Below are 18,067 nucleotides of genomic sequence, written 5' to 3' on the forward strand. Positions count from 1 at the left end.
TGGGATTTAGCGCAGCCGCCGGACCCAGCATCGCTATCCGCCGGGGCGGCGCGCGACGGATAGGTACGAGGTCGCCACCTCTGCCACCGGCGCGCTAATTCGCTCGAACGGATACTGTCATGACGCCCTGACACTCCTGACACCTCGTCGGACCGTCAGGGATACCGGACCATGTCCGCCAATCGGCGTCGCCAGCCGCCTCTTCTTCTTCCAATTCCTCCCCCCGTCAGGGTGTCAGGGGGGTGGTAAAAAGGCGGGTCGCCTCTTTCTTCGGCTCTCATGGGTATCGATCGGGGATCACTGGCTTACTGACAGCGAAATATCTTCCAACGTCAGGGGCCGTCAGTTTCATGCGGCCGCAAGGGGGGGGACTTGTCGTGTAATTGGCACCGGACCTAGTCTCGAGTCGGGATAGTTGATTCTTGACTCGAGGAGATGGTGATGACTACCGACGCTGCAAAGCCGGGCCGCGGGCGCCCAAAAATAAATGTCGATAGCGAGATATTGGCCTTCGTTCGGGCCGAACAGGCCAAAGGCCGATCACTGTCGAGCATCGGCAAATCCGGGCTGACGATTTACGAGCAATGCCCCCGGGAAGGCGGACCGGTACCCGTGCGATGGCTCAGGGGGAAGTATTTGGAGACGACGTTTCGCAAGATCGAGGAAGCGAACACTCCGATATGGCTCAGGCCGGGCTATGTAGGCGGGGAGATACTGTTTATGGGCAGAGCAATGCCTGCGCCTCTCGGCTGTGTCGCGCTAGGCACCCGTAAAGCTGGCCGACCGAGGAAAAGTCGGGGGTGATGCACACTATCCGCTTTCAACGACCAATTTCCCTGTTGCAATGGGTGACCCTCTTTACGAGCCGGAGGGTCACATGAGTCGGAACGTTGAAACTGCGCATCAGGAGATCGCCGAGTGCCGCGATCGGGGTGCGAATGCGCTAGCGGTATCCCCGAATAACATGGAAAAGGGTCAGGCCGATGTTGCGTGACTTTAGAGCCATCGTCATCCGCGAAAAAATTCTAAGATATGAGAATTCCAACTGGGAATTCGAACAAGATTTTGGAACGAGTGTCGCGCACCTTGATCAAGGCTCCTGGCAAGCAGCGATCCGTGGGCGATCAACATTCAAGATGCTCGCCGAGAACATCGACGTTGATCTCGAATTATTTCTCTTGTCACTTCGAGGTCGATGTTGTCCCTATAAACTAGATGTCTGTGTTAATGGTAAATGTAATGTATTTTCAGCGCAGTATAATAATACAGGTATGAAGGTTATAAGTTACACCCGCGGTACGTGGGAGACACATTACTTTGGTCTACCGTCCACAAAATCTAAGGCATCGCCATATCACACGGACCGGTTCATGTGATGTGCGTAACCTTGGACAGCGTATAGATGCTATCACGCCGAAAAACCGCTGAACATATCACTCTAAACTAGCAATCTTCGAATTTTGGCAAACTCCCATTCCGCGTGCGGGGGGGGAGGGTGTCGGGCGGCGCCTGCCGCCGTGTTGGGAGAGGGGGTGGCTAGTGCCCCCGATACGTCCCGTGATTTTACGGGTGGTGCCGATAGCGGACGATCCAGACCGCATGTCAACTCTGATACGCGGTCATGCAGGGATTGTTTGCTCCTGTCGGCTCGACAGCAGGAGTCAATTACATGGAACAGGAAAAAGTTTCGGCCGCCAGCGGCCCCCGCGCATCAGACCGCTACCTCCGCCACAAGGAGGTGCTTCAGCTCGTCGGCGTCTCCTGGATGAGTTTGCGCCGATGGGAGCAGCAGGGACGCTTTCCCAAGCGACACAAGATCGGGGAACGTACCGTCGTATGGCTGGAGTCCGAGATCAACGCGTGGATCGCGGACAACCGCGACCGCGCCGCGGGTGGGCAGAACGCGTCGTGACAGAGACCCTCCTAACAGAAGCATATGCGCTTCTTCATCTCGGATACGTTCCGCTTTATGTTGCGCATAGAACTAAGGCAGCGAAGCAGCCCGGTTGGCAGGTTATGCAGCCGTCCGAGGAAAGCATTGCGCGCGATTTCGCACGCCGGAGCAATCTAGGCGTCCGGTGCGGTGACCTTAGGGCTGATGGCACGCGATTGTTGGCGCTCGACATCGACCGCGACGACGTGAATTTAATCCGCTGCGTCGAACAGGCAATTGGTGAGGTGGTGCCTACCAAGATAGGCAAGAAGGGCGCGACCTATTTCGTGCGGGTCGACTATGAGCAGAAGACGAGCAAGCTGAAGCTGCACCGGGATGGAAAGAAGGAGCCTGTTATCGATATCCTGTGCCTTGGCGCACAGGCAGTCGTGCCGCCGTCGATCCATCCTGACACCCTGCTGCCGTATCGTTGGATCGCAGGCGCGCCGCTTCACGAGGTCGATTATCGAACTCTTCCAGTATTCGGGCCCAGCTTAATTGATGAAATCCGGGGCTACCTCGAAAATGCCGATGACCCGATTTACGCGCTGAACGACATGGAGTGGAAGGGCGTGGGGGGAGCGGGGTCAACGCACGATGTTTGCGTCTCGGCCGTGATGGCGATGGTGCGCCGTGACTGGTCTGATGGGGAGATCCATGATCGCACCAATCGGGCGAAACGGCTGGCCTGTGAAAATGCTGGTGTGGCCTATAACTGGCCAGAGGCACAGAAGGTAATTCAAGAGTGGATTGACAGCGCCAAGGCGAAGGTAGGCACGGCGCCACGCAAGTTAAGACGCGTAAGCCACGGCGTACTGGCCGACGGCTTTCTGTCTCAGGCTCGTGACCATTTCCGGTACGATCGTGAACGTGCGTGCTGGTACTTTTTCGACGGCATCTGCTGGCGCCAGCAGAATGAGTTCCGGCTGCGCTACGCCATCGATCAATATCTGCCGGATGAATTGCGCGATAGTCAGCGGATCTCGGGAGTCGAGCGCTCCCTGCGAGATCGACCCGAATTTTCCATGGATCAAGGTAGCTGGGATCCCGACACCCACTTGTTCAACACGCCTGCTGGGACGGTCGACCTCAAGACGGGCGAGGTCCGGCCCCAGCAGCCGCAGGACTATATCACTCGGTGTGCCGCCGTCTCCCCTGCCGAAAGCTACGAAGGAGCGCTCTGGCTTTCGAAGCTGCCGGAATGGTTCGGAGATGATGAGGCGGAACTGCGCTATATCCAGAAGCTTGCAGGGCTGTTCCTTATCGGCGGTAATCCTGAAGCTTGCTTGCCGCTGTGGATCGGCCCGGGCGGGGACGGCAAATCTGTCATCTCCAATACCTTCCGCTATATCCTCGGAGACTATGCCCGAACCTCGACCGATACCGCCTTCCTCGAGAACCGGCATGGCCAGCATCACGAGGAAATTGCCTGGCTCAAGGGTGCGCGGTTGGTCCTGGTCAACGAGATCAACGGCGGACTTGCATGGAACGATGCTCGGATAAAATCAGTGACCGGCGGCGAGAGTCAGTCGGCATCCTTCAAGGGCGGGCACCTGTTTGAGTTCCAGCCCGAGTTCAAGCTGCTGATTACCGGCAATGAAGCGCCTAGCCTGCGCTCGGTCGGTCCAGAGTTCCGGCGACGCTTTCATGTCCTGAAATTTACCAGGGGAGTGACGGCACCAGACCCATACCTGACGGAAAAACTCCGGGCGGAGGCGGGCGCAATCCTACGTTGGATGATCGACGGCGCGGTCCTTTATCATCAAGAAGGGCTTAAACCGTCCCCGGCAGTCAAGGCGGCAACCGCCGAATATTTCGAGGAGAACGACACTCTCCAGCAGTGGCTCGACGACTCGACGGAAGCGGGTCCGGATTTCCGAGAGAAGGCAGACCGCGTTTATGCCAATTACCAGGCTTGGGCGACTGCCCAAGGGTTCAAATACCCGCTCACTCGACCCAAATTTACAGCCAAGCTCAAGACGAAGGGTATCATCTGCAAGCCTGCTTCGCTTCGCGGCGAGATCAACTCAGTGCGGTGCTATATCGGCATAAAGATTGTGGCGGAGCATGATAGCAACGGCCAGTTTGCGCCTTTTTAGACGCTTGGTCCTGTCGGCAGCGGCGTACGCGGGGGCATATTCGGCATGCGCGCAATCGCGCATATTTTGGTCATATGATCTGACCAGGTGTTGAGAGCTTCTTTCCGTTCGTCGTCATACCGGTGGTGCAGGTAGTGGGCTCCGGCCCCCTTCCGGGTGCTGCCAACGTGGCCGATGACTTGATCGGCGATATCCGGGCGGAAGCCAAGGCGCTGAAGGCCGGTGGCTATGGTTCGACGAAAATCGTGGACGCACCAATTTTCCGGTTCTTTGTCGTTGGTCTGGCGCCAAGTCTCTCGCATTCGCCGATCGATCCGACCCTTTACCTTCTGATCGCCGGACATCGGCCGAGTTGGATTTCCGGCCGCCGGGAACAGCATATCGATGCCCGCATAACGCGGCACGGCGTCCAGCACTTCCAGCATGGCATCCGTCAGATAGACGGTGTGGGAATAGCCGTTCTTGTACCGCTCTGCCGGAATCGTCCAAAGCCGAGTTTCGAAATTAAATTCTGACCAGCGTGCGCCCCGGACTTCCATATTCCTGCCGCCGGTCAGGATCAGCAATTTGATCCAACAACTCCAATGCCCTTCGACCTCACTGGCCAGCCAGATCGCGCCGACCTCATCGTCGGACAGCACCCGAGTCCGGATGGAATTCGCATTCTTGGTTTTACGGATGCGAGCGAACACGTTGCGTTCGACGTGGTCGCGTTCGATCAGCCATTCGAAGAATGCGGCTCCTTCTTGACGCACTTTGTCCGCCATCGGCCGCTTGCCCTGATCGACCAGCGTGTCAATTGCCGCGAGGGCATGGGTTTTAGTTATCTCGGTGACGCAGAGACCGCGCACGGTCGGCAAAATGTATTTGCGGAAAATGCGATCTTTCTCGCCGCGGGTTCTAAGCTGGCTGGCAACCAGCCGCATGTATTTTTCCCACATGCGCTCGGCGTCCAGGCCCTCCTTGGTAGCGTCCTGCCGACGCTGCTCTATTTCCAGCCGGCGTTGGTTCAACTTCTCGCCGTGCGGGTCTCCGCCGGCCTCAATATTGCTCCGAAATTGCCCGGCGAGCTTGCGCGCGTTGCCCAGGGTCAATCTCTTAGCGTTGCCCAAGGTAAGTTTCTTGCGTTCACCATTCGCGCGGTAGTTTAGGCCGTAACTCGTATGGCCAGCGGGTGTGTGAACCAAGACGAAGCCCGGAACGCCACCAAGGGAGCGGTGCTTGATCGTCGTTGGAAGAGTTGCTGTTAACTTCTCCACTTCCTTCACGGTCAGTGGTTTTAGTCTGGATGCGCCCATAATGTGCTTCCCGTGTATCCGGCCGTGTACACGAAGAGCTCGTGTCTTGGCGTTAGCGTCTATATACGGGTATAGCATAACAATCGCTTAAAATCAATATTTTACGATAAAATGCGGCCCTTTCCTGTTATTCTATGATAGTACACTATAATAATATTACGCTGCTTTACACCGAGAATGTCGGCGGTTCGAGCCCGTCATCGCCCACCATTCCCTCTCCTGCACCAGCGCCGCCGCCGGCGTCGCCGCGTCCCGCGACAGGCTGGGTCCGAAATGGAGCCGTATCCGCGAAGCAGAGCGGCAAGTCGTGATATCTGTTCCCCGCCACAATTGGGCACAACAAGGGAGCAGGATCATGGCTACGGAACACTATCCTTCGTTCGACCACAAGATCATCGAGCAGTCGCTGGCCGCCGCGCACGAGAATGGCGAAATGCTGCGCCATTCGTTTTCGGCTGGCGAACCCACGCTGACCGACGGCGCGCTGACGATCGCCGCGCAATGCATCAGCGTGACTGTCACCAACGGCAAGGTGTGCCTCAACCTTCCGCTCGGCATCGGCAGCAAATGCTTTGCGGTGCCGGCGTGGGTGCCCAACGGTACGGCGGTGCAGGCATGCCTCCACATCTGCACCAAATGGGGCATTCCGTGCGGCATCGAGCTGACGCTGTCGGTCGCCGGCAAGATGATCCTCAAGAAGGGCTTCGGCTGCAGCTGCTGAGCCCAGGCCCAGCGTTGCGGGCGGGGGTGGCGTCGCGCCGTCCCCGCCCTTTTCCTGTGGCGATCAGCGCACGCGCGGCGGCAGCGCGATCTCGAACAGGCTCGGCCAGTTCTTGCCCGTGACATAGAGCTTATGCGCGACGCGATCATAGGCGATGCCGTTGGGCACCGAATCGGGATCGGTCAGCGCCACCTTCGCGACCAGCGGCGACACGTCGATCACGCCGGTCACCACGCCGTTCGCCGGGTTGATCCGCGCGATGTACGGCGTCATCCAGATGTTGGCGAGCAGCTCGCCGTCGACATATTCGATCTCGTTGAGCCGTTCGAGCGGTCGGCCGCGCAGCGTCACGGGCAGCCGCCGCACCACCTTCTGCGTCACCGGGTCGAGATAGCGCAGCACCGGCGTCCCGTCGGACAGGATGAGGTTGTGGCCATCCTCGGTCATCGCCCAGCCTTCGCCGGTATAGCGGAAGCCACCGGCGCGCTGGAGCCCGGGCAGGGTCCAGCGAAAGCCCTGCCCGCCATGCCAGGTGACGCTGAACAGATGCTGCTTCCACGCGACGATCCCCTCGCCGAACAGGCTTGGCGCGAGCTTGACGCGCGCGAGCACGCGCCCGGTGGCGAGCTCGACGCGGCGGATGTCGGACTGGCCTTCGCGCCCGGTGCTTTCATAGAGCGTGCCGCGGTCGATCAGCAGGCCCTCGGTGAAGGCGCTGGGGTCATGCGGATAGGTGCGCACGATCTGCGCCTGCGTGACGACCGGAGCTGCCACGGGCGGCGCCGCATCAGGGGCGGGGGCGGCGCTCGCCTGGAGCGCGAGCAGACCGGCGGCGAGGAGCGTGCGGATCACAGGCTGCGCACCAGCGTGACCGCGGTCGCGATCCACGCGGGATCGGCGACGACCTGCTGGCGCGCGCCGGGGCCCAGCGGCAAGAGATGCAATTTGCCCCCCACCGCCTCAGCCGGATTTTCACGCCCGATCAGCCGCCCGAACAGGAAGCGCCCAGCCGGGCGCGGCACCAGCACGTCTCGGTTGAGCGCGCTGGCGAAGCGATCGGGTGCCAGCCGCGTGCACCAGATCTGGTCGCCCGCACGATAGTCGCCGACGCCGGCCTGCACCGACACCGCGACATGCTCGGGCGCTGCGGTCGGCGGCACGATCGTCGCCGCGGTGCGCGGGGCATGCGCGCCGCTCGTATCGAGCAGGGCGGCGACCGCGATGTCGCTGCGATCGGGCAAGGTGACGAGCGCCGCCGCCTGCACGCCGAGCGCCGCGGCGATACGGTTGAGCCAGCCGATCGAGACGGTACGCGTGCCCGTCTCGAGCCGCCCGATCGTCTGCGCGGTGGTCGGTGGAACGCAGGCGCGGGCGACGTCGTCGAGCGTCATCCCCTTCGCGCGGCGCACTTCGCGAATCGCGGTGATCATTACCAGCTCCTAACCATATCGGTTTTTATCTGTCCTACAGACCAGCGCCCGTGGCAACGCCTTTCGGGTATCAAGCACGGGAGAGATGGCATGCGCGACCTGGTCGAACGCGAGATGGTGGATGGGCGGATCGAGCCGGCGCCCGGATCGGAGGCGGGGTCGAAGTCGGGGCCGGCACCGCGTCGCGCGCGCCGCACCGTCACGGTCAATCTCGCCGAATCACCGCTCGGCTGGCTGCGTTCGCGCGGGCTGGTCGATGCGCGCCAGTTCGAGGCGGGCGAACGTTTGCGCGCCGACTATGAGCGCGCCGCGCTCGCGCCGCGTGTGACGATGCAGTGGCGCGCGCGCGTCGACGGCGGCGCGGCGGCGGCGATCGATCCGACCCTCGCGCAGATCTCGGCAAAGCGCCGCTTCGACGCCGCGCTCGACGCCGTCGGTGGCGGTCTGCGCGACGTGTTGTGGCGGGTGGTGTGCGCGGGCGAAGGCCTGCCCGCTGCAGAAAAGGCGCTGCAATGGCCGCAACGCGCCGGGCGCGTCGTGCTGACGCTCGCGCTCGACCGGCTCGCCGATCATTACGCGCTGCGCTGACGCTCCCACGCGCACCCCGCATCCGCTTCCAAGCGCCTATCGCATCTTAACCTTGATCAGGCACGCTTCGCTAAGGCTCCGCGCGGCAAGGAACGGTCATGCACCGATCGAGCCTTACAGCGCACCTCCAAAGCCAGATCGAAACGCAACTCGCGCTGGCTGCGCTCGCAACGGTCGACCGGATTCGGGCGATGCACGAGGATCTCGAAAAACTGTACCGCACGCAATTGGTCGCGGTGGTGCTCGCCGAACGGTTCCCCGGGCGCGATGCACCGCCGTTTCCGCTGCATCTCGCCGCCACCGCGCTGGCCCAGCCGGCGCGTCTTCCGCTCGACTGAAGCCGCTCAATCGCGCGGGCGCGGCGGGCCCGCCAGCCGGTCGAGCGGGACGAGCAGCGCCGCGCCATCGACCGCGCCGCGCCAGGCCCGGATGCCATAAACCGTCGCGAGCCGTGCGTCGCTGAGCACGGCGTCGGGCGGTCCGTCGGCGACCAGCCGCCCGCCGTCGAGCAGCAGCAGCCGGTGGCAGAAGCGCGCGGCGAGCGACAGGTCGTGGAGCACCGCGACGATCAGCGCGCCGGCGCGGGCCTGGGCCTGCAGCAGCGCCATGATCTCGAGCTGATGGCCGGGGTCGAGCGCGGTCAGCGGCTCGTCGGCGATCAGCGCTGGGGCGCCCGTCGCCAGTGCCCGCGCCAGCATCACGCGCGCGCGCTCGCCGCCCGACAGCTCGGTGACGATGCGCTGCGCCAGGTGGGTCGTGTCGGTCGCGAGCAACGCCGCGTCGATCGCCGCCTGGTCGGCCGCGCCGATCCGCGAGAAGGGCGCGAGATGCGGCAAGCGGCCAAGCCCGACCAGCCGCGCGACGCTGAGCGGCCAATGCACCGTGTCGCTCTGCGGGAGATAGGCGATCGTCCGCGCGACGGTTGCCCGCGAAAGCGTCGCGCGGTCCGCCCCGTCGATCGTCACACGCCCCTCATGCGCGACCAGCCCGAGCAGGGCGCGCGCGAGCGTCGATTTGCCCGCGCCGTTGGGGCCGATCACGCCGATCAGCGCGCCGCCACCGAGCGTCACCGAGACGTCGGTAACCACGCGTACCCCGCCGAGGCGCACCGACAACGCTTCGGTGGCGAGCGTCACCACAGCCGGCGCTCGCGCAGGAGATGGTGGACGAACACCGGCACGCCGAGAAAGGCGGTCAGCACGCCGAGCTTGAGCGGGCTCGCCGTCGGGATCAGCCGCGTGCCGAGATCGGCGAGCGTCAGCAAGGCGGCGCCGGCGAGCGCGGCGGGCAGCAACACCGCCGACGGGCTGCGGTCGGTATGCGGCCGCACCAGATGCGGCACGATCAGCCCGATGAAGCCGATGCTCCCCGACACCGCGACCACGCCGCCGACGCCGATCGCGATGCCGAGCATCAGCCGCAGCCGGACGCGCGCGAGATCGACGCCGAGCGCGCTCGCGCCATCCTCGCCGAGCGACAGCGCATCGAGCGCGCGCGCGTCCCACAGCAGCAGCGCCATGCCGATCGCGACGCACGGCAGCGCGATCCAGACGTCGGCGAAGCTGCGATCCTCGAGGCTGCCGAGCAGCCAGGTGGTGATCTCCATCGCCGCGAACGGGTTGGGCGCGAGATTGAGCGCGAGGCTGATCCCGGCGCCCGCTAGCGTCGCCACCGCGACCCCGGCGAGGATCAGGCTGAGCGAACTCTCGCCGCGCCGCGCCAGCCACACCAGGGGCAGCAACGCGACGAGCGCCGCGACGATCGCCAGCACCGGCAGCACGACCGGATGCACACGCGCCAATTGCCAGTAGATCGCGACCACCGCGCCGAGCGCCGCCGCGCTCGACACGCCGAGCACGCCGGGGTCGGCGAGCGGGTTGCGCAGATAGCCCTGCATCGCGCCGCCGCCCATGCCGAGCATCGCGCCGACGAGCAGGCCGAGCAGCAGCCGCGGCAGGCGCAGCTCGAACAGGATCGCGCGGACGATCGGATCGCCATGCCCGGTCGCCCCGGCCCACAGGGAAGCGAGCGGAATGCGCGCTGGCCCGACCAGCAGCGAGCCCAACGCGATGAGCAGGACGAGCGCGAGCAACCCGGCGACGAGCCATGCGGGATTGCGCGCGGGCGGAAGCTTCGGCACGGCGGTCCTCGTCATGAGCGGTGCGACCCGCATCGACGGGTCGCGCGCGGTGAGCCGCTGGGGTAGCCGCACCGCGCCGCAAAGCGAAGGAAAACAGAGGTGCGCCGACGGTCCGTCCTGCTGGTTGCGTTGGGCGCGTTCGTCCTGCTCGGCGCGGCCCCCCCGCAGGCGGCCCCGCGTCGGATCGTTTCGCTCAACATGTGCGCCGACCAGTTGCTCGTCGCGCTCGCCGACCGCGGACAGATCGCCGGGCTGACCGAATGGGCGCGCGATCCCGAACTGTCGGCGGTCGCGGTGACCGCGCGCAGCCTGCCCTTCACGCACCGCAGCGTCGAGGAAGTGCTCGCGCTACGGCCGGACCTCGTCGTCGACGCGCCACCGCGGCTCAAGCAGGCGCTGGCGGCGCATGCCGGATACCAGGTCGGGACGGTCGACCTGCCGTTCAGCACCGGCCTCGCCGATATCGAGCGCTCGGTCACGACGCTCGCCGCCGCGATCGGCCATCCCGAGCGCGGCACCCGGCTGATCGCACAGATGCGGCGCGATCTGGCCGCGATCGGGGCGCCGCCCGGGCGGGGGCGGGTCGCGGCTTATTATCAGCGCGAGGGCTATCTGACGGGCACGGGCACGCTGGTCGACGAAATGCTCCACCGCGTCGGCTTGCGCAATCTCGCCGGCCGGCTCGGGCGGCCGGCCTTGTCGAAGCTGTCGCTCGAGGAGATGGCGCTGGCGCGGCCCGACTTCCTCGTGCTCGAGGCGAGCACGCAGCCGGTGACCGATCGCGGCACGGCGGCGCTGACGCATCCCGTGCTCGACGCCGCCGTGCCGCCCGCGCGCCGCCTCTACATTCCGCAGGCGATGACGGTGTGCGGCGGCCCGGCCTATCCGCGCGGCGTGGCGCTGCTCGCCGCGCAGATCCGCGCGATCGATCACCGCGACCGCCCCCGCAACCGCCCCTGAGCGCCGCGACCATCAGAAGCGCACCTTGACCCCGCCATAGCCGGCGCGCCCGGCGGTGGCGTAGCTGAACACCTCCTCATAGCGCTCGTCGGTCAGATTCTCGATCCGGCCATAGACCGAGACCGTCTTGCTCAGCTTGTACTCGGCGGCGAGGTTGACCAGCACATATTCCTGCAGCGACACCGTCACCGGGACAAAGCTCGGGTCGGTAAAGGCGACATCGGTCTGCCGCCCGTTGTAGCGCAGCGTCAGCGTCGTCGAGAAACGCTGGTCGGCGCTGAACACCGTCGTGTTGAGGCTGGCGATATGCTTGGGCCGGCGCACCTCGACCGCGCCATTCTCGCGCGCATGCAGATAAGTGTAGGCCAGGTCGAAGCGCAGCTGCGGGATCGGCGTCGCCGCGACGAACAGCTCGACGCCGTGCTGGCGCGACAGCGTCGTGCGGTTGGCCGGTGTCGCGACGAAAGCGGGCGCGGGAAAGGTGGTGAAGATCTCGTCCTGCAGCCGGCTGTCGAAATAGGTCACGCCGACCGTCGCCTTGGTCCCGGCAAGGCTCTGTTCGGCACCGACTTCCCAGCCCTTCGACTTTTCGGGCTTGAGGTTGGGGTTGCCGATGTAGACGCCGTCCGAATAGCCGTAGAGCTCGTAATAGCCCGGATTCTTGACCCCGGTGCCGTATGCCGCGCGGATCCGCGTGCCGCTGTCGAAGCGGTAGCTGCCCTGCGCGCGCCACGTCGTGACGTCCTCGAAGCGCGTGTTGAGATCGCGCCGGATCGATGCGCCGAGCGACAGCCGGTCGTGCACCAGCAGGTCATATTGCCCGACCAGGCCGATATTGTCGGTGTGGCGCTCGCCGTTGAAGGCGAAGGCGGTGATCGGTGCGGTATTCTGGAAGGTCTCGCGCTCGACATCGACCGCGCCGGTCACGCGGCTTCGGAAGGAATCGGGGCCGAAGCGGAAGCTCGATTCGAACGTGCCCTTGTAGCGGCGGCCGGTGTCGCCCGAGTCGAACCCTGCCGCGGTGTAGCCCTTGCGCGTCGTGTCGGCGATCTGCCCCGACAGCGCGTTGGTCCAGCGCCCGTCGGCCAGCGTGAGCTCGGCGCGGACCAGGCCGTAGACGGCGCGGTTGGTGAAGCGGTTGCCGGGCGTGTCGACAATCGTGCCGAACAGCGGGCTCGCCGGATCGGTCTGCGTATCGTTGAGCAAGCCGTCGGTATGGCTGTAGCGACCGACGCCGGTCAGCTTGAAGGTGGTCGACGGCGTCCAGGTGAGCTTCGCGCTCGCGCCGGCGCTCGTCGATCCGATGTCGCGCGTCCCGCCGCGCGCGGTCGGCGTGCCGTCGGTGCGGTAGAGCGAGCCCGACACCGCATAATCGAGGTCGCCCGCCACGCCCGCGACGCGCGCTCCGCCCGAAGCCGTGCCGAACGATCCGCCCTCGGCACGCGCGGTGATGCCGGGCGCTTCGGCGCCGGTCAGCGTGATGTACTGGATCACCCCGCCGATCGCGTCGGAGCCGTAGAGCGACGATTGCTGGCCGCGCAGCACCTCGATCCGGGCGGCCTCGTCGGCGATCAACGTGCCGAAATCATATTCGCCGAAATAGGGGTCGGACGCCTTGATCCCGTCGATCAGTACCAGCACGTGGTTGCTCTCCGACCCGCGCACGCGGACCTGGGTGAAGCCGCCGACGCCGCCGACGCGGCTGACCGCGAGGCCGGGCACGTCGCGCAGCACGTCGGACACGATCCGCGTCTGGCGCTGCTCGAGCGCGGCATCGTCGAGCACGGTGACCGAGGCGCCGAGATCCTTGACCGCGATGCCGTCGCCCGAGCGCGAGGCGGTGACGATGATCGCGTCGCCGCTGTCGTCGGTGGTGGCGAGCGTCGGATTGCTCTGCGCGAGCGCGGGCGTCGCGGCGATCAGCGCCAGAATGGAGACGAAAGACTTGGTCATGGCAGTACCCCCGGGGCGTCGCGCGACAGACGCGGCCGGGGCAGGTGCCGGTCTCGGCGAGCGGTCGAGCAACGACGGGCGGACGCCGAGGCACCCGTTCAGCCACGCAACCGCAACGGCCCCCGCCGCAGGATTCGTCGCTCAGACGGAGGACCGTGCCTTGGCCTGTTCCTGGACCACGACAAGAGCGACACCACGCCGGCAGGTCTCCTGGCTCACGGGTCAAGGCTTGCTGCACGCCTTCCCAGCCGATGCGCTTTCGCATCGCCCAGTGGCCGTCCGGAGCGCTTCCGGACCCGTGCACCGCGCTCGCCGCTTACAGTTGCAGGGACAGCTGTGGAGTAGGGGGCCGAAGCCATCCGCACCACATTCCCGTTTTAAGCCCCTTGCGGGGCACCGACGCGATCTGAGCGGCGCGACCGCGGTCGCACCGTTCACGCTCGCCCATACGCGCAAACGCCATGCGCGCCAATCGCAATGTCGCGTGGCGCCGCCCGCCGGACCGGACCGGCTTGATTTCAATCAATGTCGAATGCTAAAGTTGGGCATAGTGCTACAGAGAAGCACTCTGTGGCGAGAACGAATGAGCAATTGCGTGACCGGGGTGTCGGGCCTCGACGAGATCCTCGCGGGTGGCCTCGCTCGCGGGCGTCTGTTCCTGGTCGAAGGGGCGCCCGGCACCGGCAAGACGACGATCGCGAGCCAGTTCCTGATGGCCGGCGTCGCCGCCGGCGAGCGTGTGCTTTACATCACGCTGTCCGAGACCGAGGAAGAATTGCGCGACGGCGCGGCGTCGCACGGCTGGCATTTCCCGCCCGAACTCGACGTGTTCGAGCTCGTCCCGCCCGAAAGCCTGCTCGACGACGACCAGCAGCAGAGCCTGCTCTATTCGTCCGATCTCGAGCTCGGCGAGACCACCAAGCGCATCTTCGAGGCGTTCGAGCGGATCAAGCCGGCGCGCGTGGTGCTCGACTCGCTGTCGGAAATCCGCCTGCTGGCGCAAAGCTCGCTGCGCTATCGCCGGCAGATCCTCGCGCTCAAACATTATTTCTCGCGCCACGATTCGACCGTGCTGATGCTTGACGATCTCACCGCCGACGTGATGGACAAGACCGTCCACAGCGTCGCGCATGCGGTGATCCGGCTCGAGGAACTCTCGCCCACCTACGGCGCCGAACGGCGGCGGATGCGCGTGCTCAAATATCGCGGGCGCAAATATCGCGGCGGCTATCACGATTTCGTGATCGACACCGGCGGGGTCCGCGTCTTCCCGCGGCTGGTGTCGGCCGAACATAAGGCCGCGTTCGCGCGCGAGCGCATCCCGCTCGACAATCCCGAGTTCAACGCGCTGGTCGGCGGCGGTTTCGAGCGCGGCGCCAGTACGCTGATCCTGGGGCCGGCGGGCACCGGAAAATCGCTGCTGACGCTGAGCTTCGTCCAGTCGGCGATCGCGCGCGGCGAGCGTGCCGCGATGTTCGTGTTCGACGAGGAACTGGGGCTCTTGTTCGAGCGCGCCCGCGGGCTCGGCATCGATCTCGCCGCGATGGTCGACACCGGGCAGCTCGTGATCGAGCAGATCGACGCGGCCGAGCTGACCCCCGGCGAATTTTCCGAGCGCGTCCGGGTCAGCGTCGAGCAGCGCCAGGCGCGGACCGTCGTGGTCGACAGCCTCAACGGCTATCAGGCGGCGATGCCCGAGGAGCAGGCGCTGATCCTGCACATGCACGAACTGCTGCAATATCTGAACCGGCAGGGCGTGATGACGTTCCTGACGGTCGCACAGCATGGGCTGGTGGGCGATATGAAGTCGCCCGTCGATGTCACCTATCTTGCGGATACGGTGATACTTCTGCGATATTTCGAGGCGCAGGGGCGGGTCCGAAGGGCGATCTCGGTCGTTAAGAAGCGGACCGGCCCCCACGAGGACACGATCCGCGAATTCATGATTGGCGACCGCGGGATCACGCTGGGTGATCCGTTGGTCGGGTTTCAGGGCGTGTTGCGCGGCGTACCGATGGTGTTGGGGGATGGTGAAGGGCTGCTAGAACCGAAGGCGTGATCGACCGTTGAACCGCACGTTTGCAGAAGGTGCCGTGGTGCTCGCACCACGTGGACGCGACGGTTCGGTCGCCACGGCGATGCTGGCGGAGGCCGGCCTCGTCGCCGAGACGGTGCCCGACCTGATCGCCTTGGCGGCAGCGCTGCGCCGCGGCGCGGGTTTTGCGATCATCACCGAAGAAGCGTTGCGCGGCGGCGACCTGCGCGATCTGGCGGGCTTCCTCGGCACCCAGGAGGAATGGTCGGACTTTCCGTTCATCCTGTTGACCGAGCGCGGTGGCGGGCTCGAGCGCAATCCCGGTGCGGTGCGGCTGCTCGAGACGCTCGGCAACGTCACCTTCCTCGAACGGCCGTTCCATCCGACGACGTTGGTCAGCCTCGCCAAGGCAGCGCTGCGCGCACGGCTGCGGCAATATCAGGCGCGCGCACGACTAGAGGAAATTCGCGACGGCCAGGCGAGCCTCAAGCTGGCCCTGGCGGCGGGTGGGCTGGGCACCTGGGCGATCGACGCGCCCGCCCTGACGCTGACTGCCGCGCCCGAATGCAAGGCGCAGTTCGGTCGCCCGCAGGATGCCGCGTTCGACTATGCCGATCTGATCGCGACGATCCATCCGCAGGATCGCGACCCGGTGGAACGCGCGATCGCGCATTCGATCGAGACCGGTGGCGATTTCGACATCGAGCATCGCTGCATCTGGCCCGACGGCTCGCTGCACTGGATCCAGTTCACCGGCCGCGCCGAACGCGATCGCAAGGGCGCGATCCGCCGGCTGGTCGGCGTCTCGCACGAGATCAGCGAGCGGCGCAACGACGAGATCCGCCAGCGCGCCTTGCTCGAGCTGGGCGATGCGCTGCGGCACATGACCGATCCCGACCGGATGTCGTTTCTCGCCGCGCGGATTCTCGGCGAAACGATGGGGGTCAGCCGCGCCGGCTACGGCACGATCGATCCGGTCCGCGAGACGATCACGGTCAAGCGCGACTGGAACATGCCGGGGATCGACAGCCTCGCCGGCACGCTGCACTTTCGCGATTACGGCAGCTATATCGAGGATCTCAAGCGCGGTGAGCTCACCGCGATTGCCGACGTCCGGCGCGACCCGCGCACCGCCGCGACCGCGGATGCGCTCGAGGCGATTTCGGCGCGCGCCTTCATCAACATGCCGATCGTCGACGGCGGACATTTCGTCGCCTTGCTCTATCTCAATCATGTGGCGGTCCGCCCGTGGTCGGACGACGACATCGCCTTCATCCGCGACGTCGCCAACCGCACGCAGTCCGCGATCGAGCGGCGCCGCGCCGAGACCGAACTCGCCACACTTGCCGAATCGCTCGAACGCGAAGTCGCGGCGCGCACCCGCGAGCGCGACCGGACGTGGCAGAATTCGCAGGATCTGCTCGCCGTGGTCGACGCCGACGGCTGCTTCCGCGCGGTCAATCCAGCGTGGACGGAGATACTGGGTTGGGCGCCGCGCGAGGTGGTCGGGCGCGAGCATATCGAGTTCATCCACGGCGAAGACGTCGACGCGAGCGAGGCGGCGCATCTGCGCGCGCAGCGCGGCACGCTGCGCCAGTTCGAAAATCGGGTGCGCCACAAGGATGGCAGCTATCGCTGGGTGTCGTGGGTCGCCTCTGCCGGCGACGGCCTCGTCTACGCCAGCGGCCGCCACATCACCCCCGAGAAGGAGGCGCGGCTCGAGCTCGAGGGCGCGCAGGAGCAGTTGCGTCAGGCGCAGAAGATGGAAGCGGTCGGCCAGCTGACCGGCGGCATCGCGCACGATTTCAACAATCTGCTGACCGCGATCTCGGGCAGCCTCGAGCTGATGCAGGTCCGCGTCCGGCAGGGGCGCTCGGCCGATGTCGAGCGCTATATCGAGGCGGCGCAGCAGGCCGCACGGCGCGCGGCTGCGCTCACGCACCGTCTGCTCGCTTTCTCGCGCCGCCAGACGCTCGATCCGCGGCCGACCAACATCAACCGGCTGATCGTCAGCATGGACGATCTGCTGCGCCGTTCGGTCGGTCCGACGATCGAGCTGGAAGTGGTCCAGGCCGGCGGGCTGTGGACCGCGCAGATCGATCCCAATCAGCTCGAAAACGCGCTCCTCAACCTGTGCATCAATGCGCGCGACGCGATGCCCGACGGTGGGCGGATCACCGTCGAGACCGCGAACAAATGGCTCGACGCCAAGGCTGCGGCCGATCGGCGCCTGCCGCCGGGGCAATATGTCTCGCTGTGCGTCACCGATACCGGCTCGGGCATGTCGCCCGAGACGATCGAGCGCGCGTTCGATCCGTTCTTCACCACCAAGCCGCTGGGCGAGGGCACCGGGCTCGGCCTGTCGATGATCTACGGTTTCGTCCGGCAGTCGGGCGGGCAGGTGCGGATCTATTCCGAGCTCGGGCAGGGCACGACGATGTGCCTCTACTTCCCGCGCGTGATCGGCGCCGATACGACAGAGGAGGTGGTCGCGCCGAGCGTCGAGCCGCTGCCGCTGGTGAGCGGCGAGACCGTCCTCGTCGTCGACGACGAGGCGGCGGTGCGGATGCTCGTGACCGACGTGCTCGGCGAGATCGGCTGCAACTATCTCGAGGCGGCCGATGGCCCATCGGGGCTCGCCATCCTCGAATCGACGACGCGGATCGACCTGCTGATCACCGACGTCGGTCTGCCCAAGGGGATGAACGGTCGCCAGCTCGCCGACGCCGCGCGTGTCCACCGACCCGACCTCAAGATCCTGTTCATCACCGGCTATGCCGAGAATGCGGTGATCGGTAACGGCCATCTCGACGCCGGGATGCACATCCTGACCAAGCCGTTCCCGATGGAGACGATGGGCGCCAAGATCCGCGAGCTGATCGGGCAAGGCGAGACCTGAGCAGCGCGCCC

At 65.5% G+C, this 18,067-nt stretch carries 14 protein-coding genes and 1 riboswitch; of the genes, 8 read left to right on the plus strand and 6 right to left on the minus strand.

The genetic code is table 11. The features are described 5' to 3' along the window. Positions 1–1,669: 1,669 nt before the first annotated feature. Both U1872_RS12850 and U1872_RS12855 read left to right on the plus strand, forming a co-directional pair. A complete protein-coding gene (locus U1872_RS12850; protein ID WP_332793290.1) occupies positions 1,670–1,912 on the plus strand; it encodes a helix-turn-helix transcriptional regulator in 243 nt (80 codons plus the stop codon). Then, a complete protein-coding gene (locus tag U1872_RS12855) occupies positions 1,837–4,032 on the plus strand; it encodes a phage/plasmid primase, P4 family (RefSeq protein WP_332793291.1) in 2,196 nt (731 codons plus the stop codon). Before U1872_RS12850 ends, U1872_RS12855 begins: the two co-directional genes overlap by 76 nt. On the opposite strand, the gene U1872_RS12860 is transcribed toward U1872_RS12855, so the two are convergent. Next, positions 4,029–5,330 (minus strand): tyrosine-type recombinase/integrase, encoded by a 1,302-nt coding sequence (locus tag U1872_RS12860; protein WP_332793292.1) that lies wholly within the window; start codon positions 5,328–5,330, stop codon positions 4,029–4,031. The genes U1872_RS12855 and U1872_RS12860 overlap by 4 nt on opposite strands. A 355-nt stretch (positions 5,331–5,685) precedes the next feature. Between U1872_RS12860 and U1872_RS12865 the strand changes: the two genes are divergently transcribed. Continuing rightward, positions 5,686–6,051, plus strand: a complete 366-nt coding sequence (locus tag U1872_RS12865; protein WP_332793293.1) for a hypothetical protein — start codon at positions 5,686–5,688, stop codon at positions 6,049–6,051. 63 nt (positions 6,052–6,114) lie between these two features. On the opposite strand, the gene U1872_RS12870 is transcribed toward U1872_RS12865, so the two are convergent. Together U1872_RS12870 and U1872_RS12875 are read right to left on the minus strand one after the other, a co-directional pair. Beyond that, positions 6,115–6,903 (minus strand): glutaminyl-peptide cyclotransferase, encoded by a 789-nt coding sequence (locus U1872_RS12870; RefSeq protein ID WP_332793294.1) that lies wholly within the window; start codon positions 6,901–6,903, stop codon positions 6,115–6,117. Continuing rightward, positions 6,900–7,481 (minus strand): helix-turn-helix domain-containing protein, encoded by a 582-nt coding sequence (locus tag U1872_RS12875; RefSeq protein ID WP_332793295.1) that lies wholly within the window; start codon positions 7,479–7,481, stop codon positions 6,900–6,902. The genes U1872_RS12870 and U1872_RS12875 overlap by 4 nt, the downstream gene beginning before the upstream one ends. Positions 7,482–7,571: 90 nt before the next feature. Here U1872_RS12875 and U1872_RS12880 point away from each other — a divergent pair, with 90 nt between their 5' ends. Further along, on the plus strand, positions 7,572–8,069 hold the full coding sequence (locus tag U1872_RS12880) for a DUF6456 domain-containing protein (RefSeq protein WP_332793296.1): 498 nt from the start codon (positions 7,572–7,574) through the stop codon (positions 8,067–8,069). Between the two features lie 98 nt (positions 8,070–8,167). Then, positions 8,168–8,407, plus strand: a complete 240-nt coding sequence (locus tag U1872_RS12885; protein ID WP_332793297.1) for a hypothetical protein — start codon at positions 8,168–8,170, stop codon at positions 8,405–8,407. Between the two features lie 6 nt (positions 8,408–8,413). Here the strand turns inward: U1872_RS12885 and U1872_RS12890 are convergent, their stop codons facing one another. After that, positions 8,414–9,208, minus strand: a complete 795-nt coding sequence (locus U1872_RS12890) for an ABC transporter ATP-binding protein (protein WP_332793298.1) — start codon at positions 9,206–9,208, stop codon at positions 8,414–8,416. Next, positions 9,202–10,209, minus strand: coding sequence for a FecCD family ABC transporter permease (locus U1872_RS12895; protein ID WP_332793299.1), 1,008 nt, complete (start codon positions 10,207–10,209; stop codon positions 9,202–9,204). Before U1872_RS12895 ends, U1872_RS12890 begins: the two co-directional genes overlap by 7 nt. Before the next feature lie 99 nt (positions 10,210–10,308). Here U1872_RS12895 and U1872_RS12900 point away from each other — a divergent pair, with 99 nt between their 5' ends. Then, positions 10,309–11,169, plus strand: coding sequence for an ABC transporter substrate-binding protein (locus U1872_RS12900; RefSeq protein ID WP_332793300.1), 861 nt, complete (start codon positions 10,309–10,311; stop codon positions 11,167–11,169). Between the two features lie 12 nt (positions 11,170–11,181). On the opposite strand, the gene U1872_RS12905 is transcribed toward U1872_RS12900, so the two are convergent. Beyond that, positions 11,182–13,122 carry a TonB-dependent receptor plug domain-containing protein gene (locus U1872_RS12905; RefSeq protein ID WP_332793301.1) on the minus strand — a complete coding sequence of 647 codons (1,941 nt, stop codon included), beginning with the start codon at positions 13,120–13,122 and terminating at the stop codon, positions 11,182–11,184. 183 nt (positions 13,123–13,305) lie between these two features. After that, positions 13,306–13,538: riboswitch (cobalamin riboswitch) on the minus strand. Positions 13,539–13,705: 167 nt separating this feature from the next. Here U1872_RS12905 and U1872_RS12910 point away from each other — a divergent pair. Both U1872_RS12910 and U1872_RS12915 read left to right on the plus strand, forming a co-directional pair. After that, positions 13,706–15,181 (plus strand): ATPase domain-containing protein, encoded by a 1,476-nt coding sequence (locus U1872_RS12910; RefSeq protein WP_332793302.1) that lies wholly within the window; start codon positions 13,706–13,708, stop codon positions 15,179–15,181. A gap of 7 nt (positions 15,182–15,188) precedes the next feature. Next, on the plus strand, positions 15,189–18,056 hold the full coding sequence (locus tag U1872_RS12915) for a GAF domain-containing hybrid sensor histidine kinase/response regulator (RefSeq protein ID WP_332793303.1): 2,868 nt from the start codon (positions 15,189–15,191) through the stop codon (positions 18,054–18,056). The last annotated feature ends 11 nt before the right edge of the window (positions 18,057–18,067 follow it).

Source organism: Parasphingomonas frigoris (genome assembly GCF_036663815.1).
In the GTDB taxonomy this organism is placed as follows: Bacteria; Pseudomonadota; Alphaproteobacteria; order Sphingomonadales; family Sphingomonadaceae; genus Sphingomonas.